At 66.6% G+C, this 16,583-nt stretch carries 12 protein-coding genes; 5 read left to right on the forward strand and 7 right to left on the reverse strand.

Annotated features, from left to right (window positions below):
* Nucleotides 1–80: 80 nt before the first annotated feature.
* The gene (locus AC1RTA_RS04820; RefSeq protein WP_492784093.1) at nt 81–1,235 is read right to left on the reverse strand and encodes an FAD-dependent monooxygenase; all 1,155 of its coding nucleotides are present in this window, start codon (nt 1,233–1,235) and stop codon (nt 81–83) included.
* Nucleotides 1,232–2,533 (reverse strand): Xaa-Pro aminopeptidase, encoded by a 1,302-nt coding sequence (pepP, locus tag AC1RTA_RS04825; protein ID WP_492784094.1) that lies wholly within the window; start codon nt 2,531–2,533, stop codon nt 1,232–1,234. The genes AC1RTA_RS04820 and pepP overlap by 4 nt, the downstream gene beginning before the upstream one ends.
* A gap of 111 nt (nt 2,534–2,644) precedes the next feature.
* Between pepP and AC1RTA_RS04830 the strand changes: the two genes are divergently transcribed.
* Nucleotides 2,645–2,917 (forward strand): hypothetical protein, encoded by a 273-nt coding sequence (locus tag AC1RTA_RS04830; RefSeq protein ID WP_014236678.1) that lies wholly within the window; start codon nt 2,645–2,647, stop codon nt 2,915–2,917.
* A gap of 13 nt (nt 2,918–2,930) precedes the next feature.
* Here AC1RTA_RS04830 and murU read toward each other — a convergent pair whose 3' ends face one another.
* Nucleotides 2,931–3,614: an N-acetylmuramate alpha-1-phosphate uridylyltransferase MurU gene (gene murU, locus AC1RTA_RS04835; RefSeq protein ID WP_130460057.1), complete on the reverse strand. Its 684-nt coding sequence runs from the start codon at nt 3,612–3,614 to the stop codon at nt 2,931–2,933.
* Nucleotides 3,614–4,615, reverse strand: coding sequence for an aminoglycoside phosphotransferase family protein (locus AC1RTA_RS04840; protein ID WP_130460058.1), 1,002 nt, complete (start codon nt 4,613–4,615; stop codon nt 3,614–3,616). Before AC1RTA_RS04840 ends, murU begins: the two co-directional genes overlap by 1 nt.
* Nucleotides 4,616–4,823: 208 nt before the next feature.
* Between AC1RTA_RS04840 and AC1RTA_RS04845 the strand changes: the two genes are divergently transcribed.
* The 3 genes from AC1RTA_RS04845 (at nt 4,824) to pdxA (ending at nt 10,425) form a co-directional block, all read left to right on the forward strand.
* Entirely contained in the window at nt 4,824–8,024 is a 3,201-nt protein-coding gene (locus tag AC1RTA_RS04845) for an LPS-assembly protein LptD (protein WP_492784095.1), read from the forward strand.
* On the forward strand, nt 8,024–9,337 hold the full coding sequence (locus AC1RTA_RS04850; RefSeq protein WP_492784096.1) for a peptidylprolyl isomerase: 1,314 nt from the start codon (nt 8,024–8,026) through the stop codon (nt 9,335–9,337). The genes AC1RTA_RS04845 and AC1RTA_RS04850 overlap by 1 nt, the downstream gene beginning before the upstream one ends.
* Before the next feature lie 65 nt (nt 9,338–9,402).
* Nucleotides 9,403–10,425, forward strand: a complete 1,023-nt coding sequence (gene pdxA, locus AC1RTA_RS04855) for a 4-hydroxythreonine-4-phosphate dehydrogenase PdxA (protein ID WP_492784097.1) — start codon at nt 9,403–9,405, stop codon at nt 10,423–10,425.
* 16 nt (nt 10,426–10,441) lie between these two features.
* Here pdxA and AC1RTA_RS04860 read toward each other — a convergent pair whose 3' ends face one another.
* Nucleotides 10,442–11,221 (reverse strand): YihY family inner membrane protein, encoded by a 780-nt coding sequence (locus tag AC1RTA_RS04860; RefSeq protein ID WP_492784098.1) that lies wholly within the window; start codon nt 11,219–11,221, stop codon nt 10,442–10,444.
* Between the two features lie 129 nt (nt 11,222–11,350).
* Here AC1RTA_RS04860 and AC1RTA_RS04865 point away from each other — a divergent pair, with 129 nt between their 5' ends.
* Nucleotides 11,351–11,713: a DUF2069 domain-containing protein gene (locus AC1RTA_RS04865; RefSeq protein ID WP_492784099.1), complete on the forward strand. Its 363-nt coding sequence runs from the start codon at nt 11,351–11,353 to the stop codon at nt 11,711–11,713.
* A gap of 52 nt (nt 11,714–11,765) precedes the next feature.
* On the opposite strand, the gene AC1RTA_RS04870 is transcribed toward AC1RTA_RS04865, so the two are convergent.
* Entirely contained in the window at nt 11,766–13,307 is a 1,542-nt protein-coding gene (locus tag AC1RTA_RS04870) for a 2-isopropylmalate synthase (RefSeq protein ID WP_492783543.1), read from the reverse strand.
* Nucleotides 13,308–13,473: 166 nt separating this feature from the next.
* Nucleotides 13,474–16,581: an efflux RND transporter permease subunit gene (locus AC1RTA_RS04875; RefSeq protein ID WP_492784100.1), complete on the reverse strand. Its 3,108-nt coding sequence runs from the start codon at nt 16,579–16,581 to the stop codon at nt 13,474–13,476.
* Between the last annotated feature and the right edge of the window lie 2 nt (nt 16,582–16,583).

Raw genomic sequence — 16,583 nt, forward strand, 5'->3', positions numbered from 1 at the left:
GGGCAAGGCGCGCCGGCCCGCCGTTGGCTCACTGCCAACAAGGGCCAGCGCAACGCCGCCCTGGCGGTGTCAATGCCCCTTTACGGCCAGGCGCGGGCGCCCCAGATCATGCGCTTGGCGACAAAATGGCGGGCCGGCGGGAACAGGTCCAGGGCCAGCAGGCCCAGGCCCCGGGCCAGGCGCAGGGGGGCAATGTCGTTGGAGAAGAGACGCACGATGCCGTCGGTGAACAGGGCGCTGCCCTGCCGGTCCGTCCGTCGCCCCCGGGCGTAGGCCTGGAGCGTTGCCGCAGCCCCGGGGTCCGGGCTGGGAGCCAGGAGGGACGCCAGTTCCCAGGCATCGCGCAGGCCCAGGTTGAAGCCCTGGCCGGAGACCGGATGCAGGGTCTGGGCGGTGTTGCCGACCCACACTTCCCGCTGGGCCACGGTCTCCTGGCGCAGGCGCAGGGCCAGGGGGAAGCGGGCCCGGGGGCCGGCGCCGGTGAAGGTGAGGCGGTTGCCGAACTGGGCCTGGAGGGCGGCGACGAAGGCCTCGTCGTCCAGCCCCATGAGCCAGTCGGCCTTGGCCGGCGGCACGGTGAAGACGATGGCGTAGCCGTCCTCCAGGGGCAGCAGGGCCAGGGGACCGTCGGCGGTGAAACGCTCCCAGGCCTGGCGGCCGTGGGGTTCCCGGGTGCGCACTTCGGCCAGCACCGCATGCTGGCGGTAATCCCGCACCGACACGGCCGGGTCGTCGTAGGGCGTGCCTTCGGCATGGACCAGCAGGCGGGCGCCCAGGCGCAACACCTCGCCCTGCTGCTGCAGGGTGACGCCGACGCCGGCCCCATCGGCACGCCAATCCACGGCCCTGCTCTGGCGCAGGACGCTGATGGCCGGCGTCCGGGCCACCCGTTCGGCCAGGGCCGCGGCCAGGTCGCCGTAGCGCATGACGTAGCCGAGGGAGGGCAGCTGGTAGTCGGCCGCGGTCATGACGGCGCGGCCGAAGCCGTCCCGCTGGGAGATATGGATGTGGTCGATGGCGGTGGCGGCCCGGGCGTTCCAGGCCTCCAGGGTTTCCAGCAGCTGGCGGGCGCCGTGGGACAGGGCCAGGGCCCGGGGATCGCCGGCTGCGGCGTCGGCCGGGGCGGCATCCACCAGGGTCACCCGGTGCCGGCTGGCGGCCAGGGCCAGCGCCAGGGTCATGCCCACCGGGCCGGCGCCCAGGACCAGGATGTCGGTATCGGGGGCGGCGCTCACGACAGATGCTCCATGACCGCCTCGATCTCCGCCACGGTGCGGGGCGCCGTGGTGTAGACGCGGCAGCCGTCGGCGGTGACCACCACGTCGTCCTCGATGCGGATGCCGATGCCGTGCAGGTGGGCCGGCACGTCGTCGCCGGGGCGGATGTAGAGGCCGGGTTCGACGGTGAGGGTCATGCCCGGCTGCAGGGTCACCCAGTTGTCCCCTTCCTTGTATTCGCCGGCATCGTGCACGTCCAGCCCCAGCCAGTGGCCGGTGCGGTGCATGTAAAAACGGGTATAGGCCTTGCCTTCGACGAGGGTATCCACGTCGCCCTTGAGCAGGCCCAGATCCACCATGCCCCGGGTCAGGACCCGCACCGCCGCATCGTGGGGGGCCATGAAGGCGACGCCGGGACGGGTGGCGTCGATGGCTGCCGCCTGGGCCGCCAGGACGATTTCGTAGACATCCCGCTGGGCCGCGGAAAAGCGGCCATTGACGGGGAAGGTGCGGGTGATGTCGGAGGCGTAGCCCTCCACCTCGCAGCCGGCGTCGATCAGCACCAGGGCGCCGTCGGCCAGCAGCTTGTCGTTTTCCACATAGTGCAGGACGCAGGCGTTGGCACCGCCGGCGACGATGGGCGGATAGGCGTGGGAGGAGGCGCCGCGGCGGCGGAATTCATAGGTCAGCTCAGCCTCCAGCTCGTACTCGGCGAGGCCGGGACGGCAGCGGGCCATGGCCCGGGCATGGCCGGCGGCGGCGATGTCGGCGGCGCGCTGCATGCAGTCCAGCTCGTGGGCATCCTTCACCAGGCGCTGCCGGTCCAGGGCGGCGCGCAGGTCGCGGATTTCCGTCGGGGCCCGCTTGCCGGCCCGGCTCTGGGCCCGCACCGCATTGAGGGCGCCGGCGATGCGGGCATCCCAGTCGCTGTCATGGCCGAGGGAATGCCAAAGGGAGTCCCGGTCCGCCAGCAGTTCGGCCAGGCGGCCGTCCAGTTCGCCGATGGGATAGGCGGCATCGACACCGAAGGCTTCCCGGGCGGCCTCGGGACCATAGCGGAAGCCGTCCCAGATTTCCCGCTCCTCGTTTTTCTCGCGGCAGAAGAGCAGGGACTGGGGCTCGGCCCCGCCCACCAGCACCAGCACCGCATCGGGCTCGGGAAAACCGGTGAGATACCAGAAATAGGAATCGAAGCGGTAGGGATGGTGGGTGTCCCGGTTGCGCACCCGCTCGGGCGCGGTGGGAACGACGGCGACGCCGTTGCCGAGGGCCTGCAGCAGGCGTTGGCGACGGGCGCGGAAAGGATCTTGGGTCATGGCGGAGAGCCTCGTATTACCTTGTTTCTAGGACGTTCGACGTAATGCTTTTGCGGACGGGTTTGGCTATAGTGCGCACGTCTTTGTCATGCCCCGCCGTCGGATATCAACATGATCAACACCTTGAAGCAGCTCGAAAGCCATCGGGAGCAGATCATCGCTCGCCTGCCCAGTTATTGCCAGAGCCGCATCAACGACCGCTTCGGCCGTTACCAGAACGAGTGCCAGGAATGCCGCCGTCTGCTGCGCAATTTCGCCAGCGACCACAACGAACACCCGGACCAGGCGGCGGGCCGCCTGCGTCAGCACATCATCAACTGCGACTGCCTCGGCGGCGCCCATCTGCGGCGCAGCGCCGACCGGCAGCCGGCCACGGCCCGCTGAGGCCGCCGCCGGGCTAGACCCGGGCGGCACCGCCCAGTTCCGCATCCAGGGCCTGCAGGCGGGCCGGCGTGCCCACATCCTCCCAGCGCCCCCGGTACAACTCGCCCCCCACCTGGCCCCGGGCCATGGCCTGGCGCAGCAGGGGCGCCAGCTTGGCCGGCTGGCCGGCCACGAGTCCGGCAAAGAGGGCAGGGCGATAGAGGCCGATGCCGGCGAAGGTATGGCGCGGTGTGCCGGCATCCGTCACCCGCCCATCCGCCAGCGCAAAATCCCCTTCCGGGTGCTGGGGCGGATTGGGTACCAGCACCAGATGGGCCTGGTCCTCGCCCAGGGCCAATGCCGGCGCCCGGCCCACATCCCAGTCGCAATAAACGTCACCGTTGATCACCAGGAAAGGCTCCTCTCCCAGCAGGGACAGGGCCTGGACGATGCCGCCGGCAGTTTCCAGGGCCCCCGGCGGCTCGGGCGAATAGGCGAGATGCAGGCCCCAGGCGGAACCATTGCCGAGGGCGGCCTCGATCTGCGCCCCCAGGTGGGCATGGTTGATCACCACCTCGCGGAAGCCCGCGGCGGCCAGGCGCTCCAGGTGCCAGACGATGAGGGGCTTGCCGCCCACCGGCAGCAGGGGCTTGGGGCAGGTGTCGGTGAGGGGGCGCATGCGTTCGCCGCGCCCCGCCGCCAGGATCATGGCCCGCATCAGAAGGTGTAGCCCACCTGGACTTCGCCCTGGGGCTCCAGCTCGTCGAGGAGCCGGGCCAGGGCCCGCAGGTCGCCGTAACGCTCGCAGGTGCGGCGCAGGTAGGACATGACCCGGGGCATGTCCTTCAGGTAGCCGTCCTTGCCGTCCCGATGGCAGAGGCGGGCAAAGATGCCCAGGACCTTGAGCTGGCGCTGGGCCCCCATCCACTCGTAGTCCTTGTAGAAATCGTCGAAATTGGCATGGACCGGCAGGCCGGCCTTGCGCGCCTTTTCCCAGTAGCGGATGACCCAGTCCAGTTCCTGATCCTCTTCCCACTGGATGTAGGCATCGCGGAAGAGGGACACCAGGTCGTAGGTGATGGGGCCGTACACCGCGTCCTGGAAATCGATGATGCCCGGATTGGGAATGGTCACCATGAGGTTGCGGGAGTGGTAATCCCGGTGCACATACACCGAGGGCTGGGCCAGGTTGTTGGCCAGCAGCTTGGCGAAGACGTCGTCCAGCACATGCTGCTGCTTGTCGCTGAGGCTCTTGCCCAGGTGCTTGCCCACATACCATTCGGGGAACAGGTCCAGCTCCCGCTGCAGCAGGGCCGCATCGTAGGGAGGCAGCTCCCCGGGCCGGCTGGCCTGCTGGATGCGCACCAGGGCATCCACCGCCTCGCCGTAGAGGGCCCCGGCGTTTTCCCCGTCCAGCACCGACAGGTAGGTGGTGCTGCCCAGGTCGGAAAGGAGCAGGAAACCCTGGGCCAGGTCGGCAGCGAAAACCTCCGGCACATGCACCCCGGCGCCCCGCAGCAGCTGCTCCACATGCAGCCAGGGGGCGCAGTCTTCGTGGCTCGGCGGCGCATCCATGACGATGCGGGAAGGGCTGCCGTCGGCAAAGCTGACACGGAAATAGCGCCGGAAGCTGGCATCGGCGGAAGCCGGGGTCAGGCTGAAGGTTGCACCGGAAAACTGACTCTCTAGCCAGGCCTGAAGCTGGGCGGTACGCGGCATGCCGCTTCTCCTCGTTCGAAGATGCTAAAATGCGGCGATTTTAGCATCCACGCTGCACGCCTCACGGGGCTTCGCCGCGGCATGCCCACCGATTTCCCTGAATTCCCTGTCCATGCCATTTGCCCGTCGCCCTCTGGCGCTCCTTCTCTGCTGCGGCTTTGCCGGTGCCGTTCTCGGCTCCCTACCCGAGGAAGCGCTCGCCCAGGGAATGACGCCGCTGAGTGTGGATCCGACCCTGCTCGGCCTGCCGCCGGCCCAACCCAAACCCAAGCCTGCCCCCCGTCCCGCCGAAGCGGAAAGCGCCCCCCGGGCCACGGCCACCCCGGTGACCGCTCCGGAGCCGATCCCGAGCAAGGAACTGAACAACGACGGCCCCGCGCCGGCAGCTGCCAAGCCGGCACCGGCCACCAAAGCCGTGGCGGCTCCCGCTCCCCAGCCCGCGCCGGCACCGGCCGCCCCCGCACGCAAGGCGGCGGCACCTGCTGCACCGATCGTCGCCGCCCCGCCCGTGACCCAGCCGGCCCCGGTGGTGCCCGTGACGACTCCGGCGGCAGAATCCTCCCGCCCGGCCACCGTCGCCCCGGCGGCCGTGACCTATCCCACCCCTGCCCGTCCGGCTCCCCAGGCCGCCCAGGCCAGCGGCGGTCTGGCGCCGCTGCGGGTGGACCCGGCCCTGCTCGGCCTGCCACCGGCTCCGGCAACCACCCAGGTGGCCCGTCCCGCGGCGCCTGCAGCCACGCCCACCACCAGCACCGGCGCGGCTCCGGCGGCAGCCCCGGCAACAACGACTGCCGCTACCGCCACCAGCCCGGCTGGCGCCGCGACAACCAGTGCCGTCGCTCCTGGCCGGCGCGCTGTCCGGGCGCCCCTGGTGGCCCCGGCGGAAGTCCTGGCCCGGGAGCCGGCAGCGACGCCCGCTCCGGCCCGCACCGTGGCAGCGGCAGCAGCGCCCGCTCCCATCGCCCACAAGGGTGAGGCTGCGGGTGGCACGGCCCTCGGTCCCCTCAAGGTGGATCCGACCCTGCTGGGTCTGGCCCCCCTGCCGGCGCCGGCGGCGCCGCCCCAGATCGTGAACGCGGTCTCCGATCCCCAGGCCGAAGCCGAAGCCATGGCCCCGGCCCTGCCGCCCCGCCGCCGTCGCGGCGAGGAGACCGAGAACGCCGTCCCCCTGCCCTACGCCGAGCGGGATCCGGGACCGGCCCTGGCACTGCGTCGTTCGCGCAACATGACGCCGCTGCCGAAGAACGACGACGCCCGCCCCACCTTCCTCACCGCCCGCCGCCTGTACGGCGTCGCCGACCGGGAAGCCGTGCTGGAAGGCGATGCCGAAATGCGCCGCTCCGACACCGTCCTCACCTCGGACCGGCTGGTCTACTGGCAGAACGAAGACGAAGTGGAGGCCACCGGCAACGTGGTCTATGAACAGGAAGGCACCAAGGTATCCGGCCCCAGCCTGTTGATGCGTCTTTCCGACAGCACCGGTGTCTTCGACCAGGCCGCCTACTCCATCCGCCAGGAGCGCAAGGTGCCGGTGTGGGGCATGCGGGAAAATAGCCAGGCCATGGGCACCACCCTGACCACCGGCCGCGGCCAGTCGGAAAAGATGGAATTCCTCGGCGAAAACCATATCCGCCTGGCCAATGCCACCTACACCACCTGCGCCCCGGGCAACAACGACTGGTACGCCAAGGCCGAATCTCTCGACCTCAATTACGATAGTGAGGCTGGTGAAGGCAAAAACGGTACCCTCTATTTCAAGGACGTGCCGATTTTCTATGCCCCCAGCCTGAGCTTCGCCCTCAACAACCGGCGTAAGTCTGGCTTCCTGGCCCCCACCTTCGGCACCAACAGCCTCAGCGGCGCCATGCTGACGGCCCCCTACTACTGGAACATCGCCCCCAACATGGACGCCACCATCGCGCCCAGGTTGATGACAAAGCGAGGCCTGCAGCTGGGCGGAGAGCTGCGCTATCTGGACTACAATTACACCGGCTATGCGCGAGGCGAGTATGTGCCAACGGACAATGTGCGCAACCTAAAAAATCGCTACGCGATCAACATCTGGCACAACCACAATTTTGGCCACGGTTTCTCAGGTCTGCTAAACCTGAACAAGGTCTCGGACGACTACTTCTATACCGACCTTTCTAGCCGCATCGGCGTCAGTGCCCAGACTCTGCTACCTCGCCAGGGAGTACTCTCATATGGTTCAACCTGGTGGTCAGCCTCAGCCAATATCAATCGCTATCAAACGCTCCAGCCAGACATCGACAATCGAGTCGAGGTCCCCTACGATCTGACCCCCCAGCTTTCGATAAATGCTCGGCGCCCGGACTATTTTGGGACAGATGTGGCATTCATGGGTCAGTTCTCCGCCTTTAGCCACAAGACCAAGGTTGAAGGTGATCGCACGGTAATCTACCCCCAGGTATCCCTGCCGCTGATGTTCCCGGCCTTCTACGTGACTCCGAAGGTGGGCATGCACGTCACCAGCTACAGCCTGTCGCGGCAAGCAGCAACGGTGCCAGATCGAATCAGCCGCAGCCTCCCAATCTTTAGCCTGGATAGCGGCATCACCTTCGAGCGCGACACTTCCCTGTTGGGCACAGCCTTCACCCAGACCCTGGAGCCACGGCTGTACTACGTCTATGTCCCAAACAAGGATCAGAGCAAAATTCCGGTATTCGATACGGGTATCGCCGATTTCAACTTCGGTCAAATTTTCTCTGAGAACCGCTACGTTGGCCAAGACCGTATCGGCGATGCCAATCAGCTCACAGCCGCTGTCACTACCAGGTTCATTGGCCCCAATAGCGGCCGGGAGTATTTCCGTGCCCTAGTCGGACAACGCTATTACTTCGACGATCAGTTGGTTATCTTGCCCGACGAGAAGCCGCGTCAGCGCAAAAACACGAACTGGTTAGCAGCGATCTCCGGCCAGATCATGCCGAAAACTTATGTGGATGGTGCCGTCGAATACAACCCCTTCGATGCCCGCACTGACCGCCTCTCCCTCTCGGGCCGTTACCAACCGGAACTAGGCAAGGTGGTCAATGCCGGTTACCGTTACACCCGGGACGTGCTAGGCAACCTTGACGTTTCCGGCCAGTGGCCCTTGGGTCGTGGCTGGTACGGCGTCGGTCGCTACAATTACTCGCTGAAAGAAAAGCGGGTGGTGGAAAACATCGCAGGCCTGGAATATAACGGCGGCTGCTGGGTTGTTCGTGGCGTCATACAACGCTATGCATTGACGGCAAACAGTTCATCTACCGCCTTCTTCGTACAGCTCGAACTCAACGACTTTTCCCGCATCGGCTCCAACCCGCTGGACCTGCTGCGCCGGACCATCCCTGGTTACGGCCGCATCAACCAGCCTATGGCTGACCCGGTGTTCGGAGGAGAGGAATAATGCAGACCGTGATGAAATATTGCTACTTACTGCTGCTATGCCTAGTGGCAAGCCAAGCCAGCGCTCAAACCTACCGTGGCCAGCGCACAGATCCGGTGGAAGCAGACCGCATCATAGCCGTCGTAAATGACGAAGTCATCACCCTCAACGAATTACGCCAACGTCTCGATTCCGTGGTCAGCCAACTGCGCCGCCAGGGCACACCTCTCCCCCCGGCCGACGTGCTGGAAAAGCAAATGTTGGAACGCATGGTAGTGGACAAAGTACAAGTCCAGTTTGCCAAAGACAATGGGATTCGCATTGATGATGGCCAACTTGATATGGCACTCAACCGTATCGCTGCCAATAACAAGATGACACTGTCGCAGTTTCGTCAAACCCTCGAGAAGGATGGAGTTTCGTTTCTCAAATTCCGTGAAGAGATTCGCCAGGAAATTATGATGGCGCGCTTGAAGGAACGGGAGGTAGATGCGAAGCTGCTGATTTCTGAAGGCGAGATTGACAACTACTTGGCGGGGGACGGGGCTGGCGGTAGCGCTGAAGAATTCCAGGTGGCACACATCCTGGTGCGCGCTCCGGAATCTGCCAGCCCCGAACAGTTGCAAAAGCTCAAAGCCAAGACCGAGCAAATTCTCGACCGTCTCAAGCGCGGCGAAGATTTTGCCCAAGTGGCCGCCGCCTACTCCGATGCCCCCGACGCCCTCCAGGGTGGTAACCTAGGCTTTCGTTCCCTAAACCGCATGCCTAACATCTTCGCCGAAGCAGTGCAGAAGATGCAGCCCAACCAGCTGTCCCCAGTGATTCGCAGCCCCAACGGTTTTCATATCATCAAACTGGTTGCCAAGAAGGGCGGCGCCTCCATTCCTGCTGTGCAGCAGACCCACGCTCGCCATATCCTGATCAAGGTGAACGAAGTGGTGTCCGAGGCCGAAGCCAAACGCAAGCTGCAGGCCGTCAAAGAACGCCTGGATCACGGAGGTGACTTTGCCGAACTTGCCCGCCTTTATTCCCAGGATGGCTCTGCCCCCAAGGGCGGCGACCTGGGGTGGTTATACCCTGGCGATACCGTCCCCGAATTTGAACGAGGCATGGATGCTCTGAAAGTGGGAGAAATCAGTCAGCCAATTCAATCCATGTTCGGCTGGCACCTGATCCAGGTCTTGGATCGTCGCGTCCAGGACGTGTCCGATGACCGCAAGCGAGCACTGGCCCGTAACACGCTGCGCGAACGCAAGTCCGACGAGGCCTACCAGGATTGGCTGCGCCAGTTGCGCGACCGGGCCTACGTGGAGTATCGCTGGGAAGAGCAGTAAGCACCCGGCAATCACCAGGGGGCCTGCGGGCCCCTTTTGCATTTCAGTCCAGCGGAGTCTGCCCCATGCGCCCCACCCTAGCCGTCACTTCCGGCGAACCGGCCGGCATCGGTCCCGAACTGTGCCTGGCCCTGTCCCGCTACCCGGCACAAGCCCGTCTGGTGGTGCTGGCAGACAAGGAACTGCTGCACCAGCGCGCCGCCCAGCTGGGAATGGACGTTCCCCTGCACGACTACGCCCCGGACCGCCCCGCCCCGGCCGGCAGCCTGGAAGTGCTGCACCTGCCCCTGGCCGCTCCCTCCGCCCCGGGCCGCCTGGATGCCGCCAACGGCCCCTACGTCCTCCAACTGCTGGACCGGGCCCTGGCCGGCTGCCTTCAGGGTGAGTTCGCCGCCATGGTCACCGCCCCCCTGCACAAGGGCGTCATCAACGACGCCGGCATCCGCGGCTTCACCGGCCACACCGAGTACCTGGCGGACAAGACCGGCACCCCCCTGGTGGTGATGATGCTGGCCGGCACCTCGCCCATTGGCGGCCACGGCCCCCTGGGCCAGCCCGGCCCCTTGAGGGTGGCCCTGGCCACCACCCACCTGCCCCTGAAGGAGGTGCCGGCAGCCATCACCCCGGCGGTGCTGGAGGACGTGCTGCGCATCCTGCACGTCGACATGGCACGCAAGTACGGCATCTCCCGGCCCCGAATCCTGGTGGCCGGCCTCAACCCCCATGCCGGCGAAGGGGGCTACCTGGGCCGGGAAGAGATCGAGGTCATCACCCCGGTACTGGAAAAATTGCGGGGCGAAGGCATGGAACTGCTCGGCCCCCTGCCCGCCGACACCCTGTTCACCCCGCCCCAGCTGGCCCGGGGCGACTGCGTCCTGGCCATGTACCACGACCAGGGCCTGGCGCCCCTGAAGTTCGCCACCTTCGGCCAGGGCATCAACGTCACCCTGGGCCTGCCCATCATCCGCACCTCGGTGGATCACGGCACCGCCCTGGATCTGGCTGGTACAGGCAAAGCCGATCCGGGTAGCCTATTTGTTGCTGTAGAACAAGCGATAGAGATGGCACAACGCTCGGCAATAAACTAAGCCAAGTTCTTCTTCGCTAGGGCGGATTGCGGCGGTGCAGGGTGGCGGCCAGCAGGGCGCCCAGCAGCACCACCAGCCAGGACAGGTACAGCCACACCAGGAAGATGGGTACGGCGGCGAAGGCGCCGTAGATCAGGGTATAGGACGGCACCTTGGCCAGGTAGAACTCGAAGCCGCGCTGCATCAGGGTGATGGCCAGGGAGGCGAAGGCCCCGCCCCAGATGGCATGGCGCAGGCGCACCGGCACATTGGGCACGGCGAAGTAGAGGAAGGCGAAGAAGCCCCCCAGCAGTACCGCCGAAAGGGCCTTGAGCAGGGCGTTGCGCACCCAGAGAGCCTCGTTGAAGAAGCCCAGGGAGGCCGTCACCACGTAGGAGGTGACGCCGAAGACGGCGCCGAGCACCAGGGGCCCGAGCAGGGCGATCACCAGATAAAGTTTCAGCCGCCGCCCCGGGGAACGGGAGACGCCGACCTGCCACACGTGGTTGAGGGCCCGCTCGATGGTCAGCATCAGCACCAGGGCCGTGCCGGCCAGCACCATGACGCCGAGCCAGGTCAGGCGATTGACCTTCTGGGAAAAGATCAGGGTGTACTTGGCGATCACCACGCCGGCCTTGTCCGGCAGCAGGTTGGCCACCAGGAAGGTGTTCACCTGGTCCAGGATCACCGGGAAGAAGGGCAGGTCCGAGAGCACAGCCACCACCAGGCCCACCAGGGGCACCAGGGACAGCAGGGTGGTGTACGCCAGGCTGGCGGCGGTCTGGGTGAAGCGCTCCTCCCGGAAACGTCTGAACATTTCCGGCAGCATGCCTTCCCGCTGGGAGTAACGTCGTCTGGCCATCGCCACCATCAAATAGGAAAAAACCCGGGACAGGCCGCCCCGACACCGCCGCTATAATAGCCGACCCCGCCTGGAAGCCCCGTCATGGAAAAACGCCTCGTCCTCATCGCCAGCACCCTGCTGATCGCCCTGATCTTTCTCTGCCTGGCCTGGGAGCTATGGCTGGCGCCGCTCAAGCCGGGTGGCTCCTGGCTGGCGCTGAAGGCGGTGTTCCTGCTGCCGCCCCTGTTCGGCATCCTCAAGGGGCGCCGCTACACCTACCAGTGGAGCTCCCTTTTCATTCTCTTCTACCTGGCCGAAGGGTCCGTGCGGGCCACCTCCGACCAGGGCCTGACCCAGTGGCTGGCGGGCATCGAAACCCTGCTCAGCCTGGCCTTCTTTGCCTGCGTCGTGGCCTACGCCCGCCTCACCCGCCCGTCCAAACAAAAGGCCCCCACCGCAGGGTGAGGGCCCGGGCCGGGCGCTGCTGCACTTGGCCGACGCGGCCAGTTCAGCCCATTCAGATATCGCCCTGGGGATTGAGCTTTTCCAGGGAGGAGTGGAGCTTGTTGAGGGCGTTGAGATAGGCCTTGGCCGAGGCGATGACGATATCCGTGTCGGCCCCCTGGCCGTTCACGATGCGCCCGCCCTTGGCCAGGCGCACGGTCACTTCGCCCTGGGCATCGGTGCCGGTGGTGATGGCGTTGACCGAATACAGCAGCTGCTCGGCGCCGCTGGCGGCGATTTTCTCGATGGCCTTGAAGGTGGCATCCACCGGACCGCTGCCAGTGGAGGCCGCCTTATGCTCGGCGCCGCCGACGGCAAGGGTGACGGCGGATTCTGGAATCTCGCCGGTCTCGGAACAGACCTGGGAATAGACCAGTTTGTAGTGCTCCTGCTCCGGGGTCACGGTCTCGTCGGAAACCAGGGCCTGCAGATCCTCGTCGAAAATCTCGTGCTTCTTGTCGGCCAGTTCCTTGAAGCGGGCGAAGGCGGCATTGAGGGCCTCTTCGCTGGGCAGGTCGATGCCCAGTTCGGCCAGGCGGGTCTTGAAGGCGTTGCGGCCGGAGTGCTTGCCCAGCACCAGCTTGTTCTGGGACCAGCCCACGTCTTCGGCCCGCATGATCTCGTAGGTTTCCCGGTGCTTGAGCACGCCGTCCTGGTGGATGCCGGATTCGTGGGCGAAGGCATTGGCGCCGACGATGGCCTTGTTCGGCTGCACCGGGTAGCCGGTGATCTGGGACACCAGCTTGGAGGCCGGCACGATCTGGGTGGTATCGACCCGGGTTTCCACCGGGAAGATGTCGGCCCGGGTGCGGGTCGCCATCACCACCTCTTCCAGGGAGGCATTGCCGGCCCGTTCGCCCAGGCCGTTGATGGTGCATTCCACCTGGCGGGCGCCGGCCAGCACGGCGGCCAGGGAATTGGCCACGGCCAGGCCCAGGTCGTTGTGGCAGTGCACGGACCACACCACCTTGTCGGCACCGGGCACCCGCTCGATCAGCTGGCGGATGGTCTCGGCGAACTGGCTGGGCAGGTTGTAGCCCACGGTGTCGGGCACGTTGATGGTGGTGGCGCCGGCCTTGATCACGGCCTCGAAAATGCGGCACAGGAAGTCGATCTCGGAGCGGCCCGCATCCTCGGCGGAGAATTCCACGTCGTTGGTGTATTCCCGGGCCCAGCCGATGGCCTTGACCGCCTGCTCCACCACCTGGTCCGGGCTCATGCGCAGCTTCTTCTCCATGTGGATCGGGCTGGTGGCGATGAAGGTGTGGATGCGGCCCCGGGCGGCGGGCTTGATGGCCTCGCCGGCGCGGCGGATGTCGTTCTCGTTGGCCCGGGCCAGGGAACAGACGGTGGAATCCTTGATCGCCTCGGCGATGGCGTGGATGGCGTCGAAGTCGCCGGGAGAGGCGGCGGCGAAGCCGGCCTCGATCACATCCACCCGCATCCGCTCGAGCTGGCGGGCCACCCGCAGCTTCTCTTCCTTGGTCATGGAAGCGCCGGGGCTCTGTTCGCCGTCGCGCAGGGTGGTGTCGAAAATGATCAGCTGCTGTTTCATGGTCTCTCTCCGGAATCTGCCGCCGCTGGAATTATTTGCGCAGGGGAAAGGATTCTAGCGCACCGCGCCGCCAAAGCGGGATGCCCTGCAAGGCAGAAGGGACGCCACTGTCGGGCATGGATGCCCGGAGATGGCCGTCCCTCCTGCCTCCCGGGGGAGTACCGCCTCAGTTTTCCTCGGTCCGGCACAGGGCCGGGAACAGCAGGGGCAGCAGGATCAGGGTGAAGATGGTGGCGGAGACGATGCCGCCGACGATGACCACGGCGAAGGGCCGCTGGGTCTCGGAGCCGATGCCGTGGGAGAGGGCCGCCGGCAGCAGGCCCAGGCCGGCCATCAGGGCCGTCATGAGGATCGGGCGCAGGCGGCCGACGGCGCCTTCCCGCACCGAAACGGCGACGCTCTGGCCGTTGCGCACGCCCTCGAGGAACTGCTCCACCATGATCACCCCGTTCTGCACCGAGATGCCGGCCACGGCGATGAAGCCGACGGCGGCGGAGACGGACATGTGCAGGCCGGCGGCGGCCAGGCCGAGAATGCCGCCGACCCAGGTGAAGGGCACCATGCCCAGCACCAGCAGGGCGAAGGGCATGGAGCGGAAGGCCCAGAACAGCAGCACGAAAATGCCCAGCACCGAGAGGGGCACGATCACCGCCAGGCGCTTGGTGGCCCGCTGCTGGTTCTCGAACTGGCCGCCCCAGGTCATGCTGTAGCCGCTGGGCAGATGCACCCGTTCCTTGACCTTGGCCATGGCCTCGGCGACGAAGCTGCCCTGGTCCCGCCCCAGCAGGTTGGCCTTCACCGCCACATAGCGGCCGCCGGCCTCCCGGGCGATGCGGGCCGGGCCCTGGCGCACTTCCACATTGGCGATGGCGGCCAGGGGTATGGTGCCGGGGTCGGCCAGGGAGGGATGGTCGCTGTGGGGCAGGGCGATGGGCAGGTCCGCCACGTCATCCACCGCGTCCCGGTATTCCTTCTCCAGGCGCACCACGATGTCGAAGCGGCGGTCGCCGTCGTAGAAGACCGCCACGGCGCTGCCGGCCAGGGCCGTCTGCACCGTGGCATTGACGTCCTGGGCGCTGATGCCGTAGCGGGCCATGCGTTCCCGGTCCAGGGTGATGTCCAGCTCGGTCTGGCCGCTGACCTTGATGGCGGCCACGTCGGCGGCGCCGTGGATGGCGCCGAGCACGCCCACCACCTGCTCCGCCTTGTCCTCCAGGATGTCCAGGTCGGGGCCGAAGATTTTCACCGCGATCTCCCCCTTCACCCCGGAAATGGATTCCTGCACGTTGTCCTCGATGACCTGGGAGAAGTTGGTGGGCACCCCGGGAATGGCCCGGATCTTCCCGCTCATGTCGGCGATGAGGGCCTCCTTGCTGGGGAAGCGCCACTCGTTGTGGGGCTTCAAGTCCGCCAGGATTTCCATGTTGTTGGGGCCCTTGGGGTCGGTGCCGTCGTCGGGACGGCCGACGTGGGCGATGACCTTGCTCACCTCCGGATAGGAAAGCAGGATGCGCCGCACCTCCTGCTCCACCTCCTTGGTCTTGGCCAGGTTGGTGGCCGGCGGCAGGGTCACGGTGAGCCAGATATTGCCCTCGTCCAGCTTGGGCAGGAATTCGCTGCCCAGGTGGGGCACCAGGGCCAGGGAGAGGGCCAGGATGAGGCCGGAGCCGACCACGATCTGCCGCCGCCGGCCGTCGGCCCACTGCATCAGGTCCCGGTAGCGCCCCTGCAGGCGGTGCATCCAGTCCAGGTGCTTTTCCGCCAGATTGTGCTGCTTCAGGTAGAAGGAGGTCAGGGCCGGGGTCAGGGTCAGGGTCAGCAGGATGGCGCCGATGATGGCGAAGGAGAGGGTGTAGGCCATGGGGGCGAAAATCTTCCCCTCCACCCGCTCGAAGGTGAAGATGGGCAGGAAGGCCAGGATGATGATGGCCTTGGAGAAGATGATCGGGTGCCCCATCTCGATGGCGGTGTGCTTCAGGGTCAGCATGCGCCACTGCAGGGTGCCGTGCAGGGGGTTCTTCTCCGGCTCGCCCATGGCCAGGCGCACCATGAGGGCCTCCACCAGCACCACGGCGCCGTCGATGATGATGCCGAAGTCCACCGCCCCCAGGGAGATGAGATTGGCCGCCACGCCCTTGGTATGCATCATGACGAAGGCGGTGAGCAGGGACAGGGGAATCACCACCGCCACTACGGCGGCGGCGAACCAGGAGCGCAGGAACAGGATCAGGATGCCCACCACCAGCACCGCCCCCACCAGCAGGTTCTCGCTGACGGTGTGCACGGTGTGCTTGACCAGTTCGATGCGGTCGTAGATGGGCACCAGGCGCACGCCCGCGGGCAGGCGCTCGCCGACCCGGGCCATTTCCTCCTTGAGGGCGGCGGAGACCTTGATGGCATTCTGGCCCTTGCTCATCTGCACGATGCCCTGCACCACGTCGTCCCGCTCGTTGAAGGAAACGATGCCGGAGCGGGTGCGGGGGCCGATCTCGACCCGGGCCACGTCGCCCACCAGGACGGGCTTGCCGTCCCGCACCGCCACGGTGACCCGGGCGATGTCGTCCACCTTGGACAGCAGGCCGATGGAACGCACCACCAGGGCCTCGTCGCCGCGGCGCATGATGCCGCCGCCGGCGTTGGCGTTGTTGCTGGCCAGGGCCTGGGAGACCTGGTCGATGCTGACCGCGAACTTGCGCAGGCGGGCCGGGTCGATGCGCACCTGGTATTCCTTCACCGCACCGCCGAAGCTGACCACGTCGGCCACCCCGGTGACCCGGCGCAGGGCCGGCCGCACCACCCAGTCCTGCAGGGCCCGCACTTCGTGCAGAGGCATGTCGGCGGGGGCCTCGAAGACGTAGCGGTAGATTTCCCCCACCGCCGTGGTCAGGGGCGCCAGCCCGGGCTGGGCGCCGGGCGGCAAGACCACGTTCTGCAGCTTTTCCGTCACCTGCTGGCGGGCGAAATAGTCGTCCGTATTGTCGGCGAAGGTCAGGGTGACGATGGACAGGCCGGTGATGGAGACGGAGCGCAGCTGGGTCATGCGCGGCACCCCGTTCATCTCCCGCTCGATGGGCAGGGAGATGCTCCGTTCCACTTCCTCCGGCGCCAGGCCCGGGGCCTGGGTGACGATATTGACCTGCACGTCCTGCACGTCGGGGAAGGCCTCGATGGGCAGATTGACCACGGCGTAGCCGCCCACGGCGATCAGCACCAGGACGCCGACGATGACGAACAGGCGCTGGGCCAGGGCGAAGGTAACCAGGCGTTCCAGCATGG

Source organism: Azospira sp. MPR-E4, assembly GCF_058809645.1.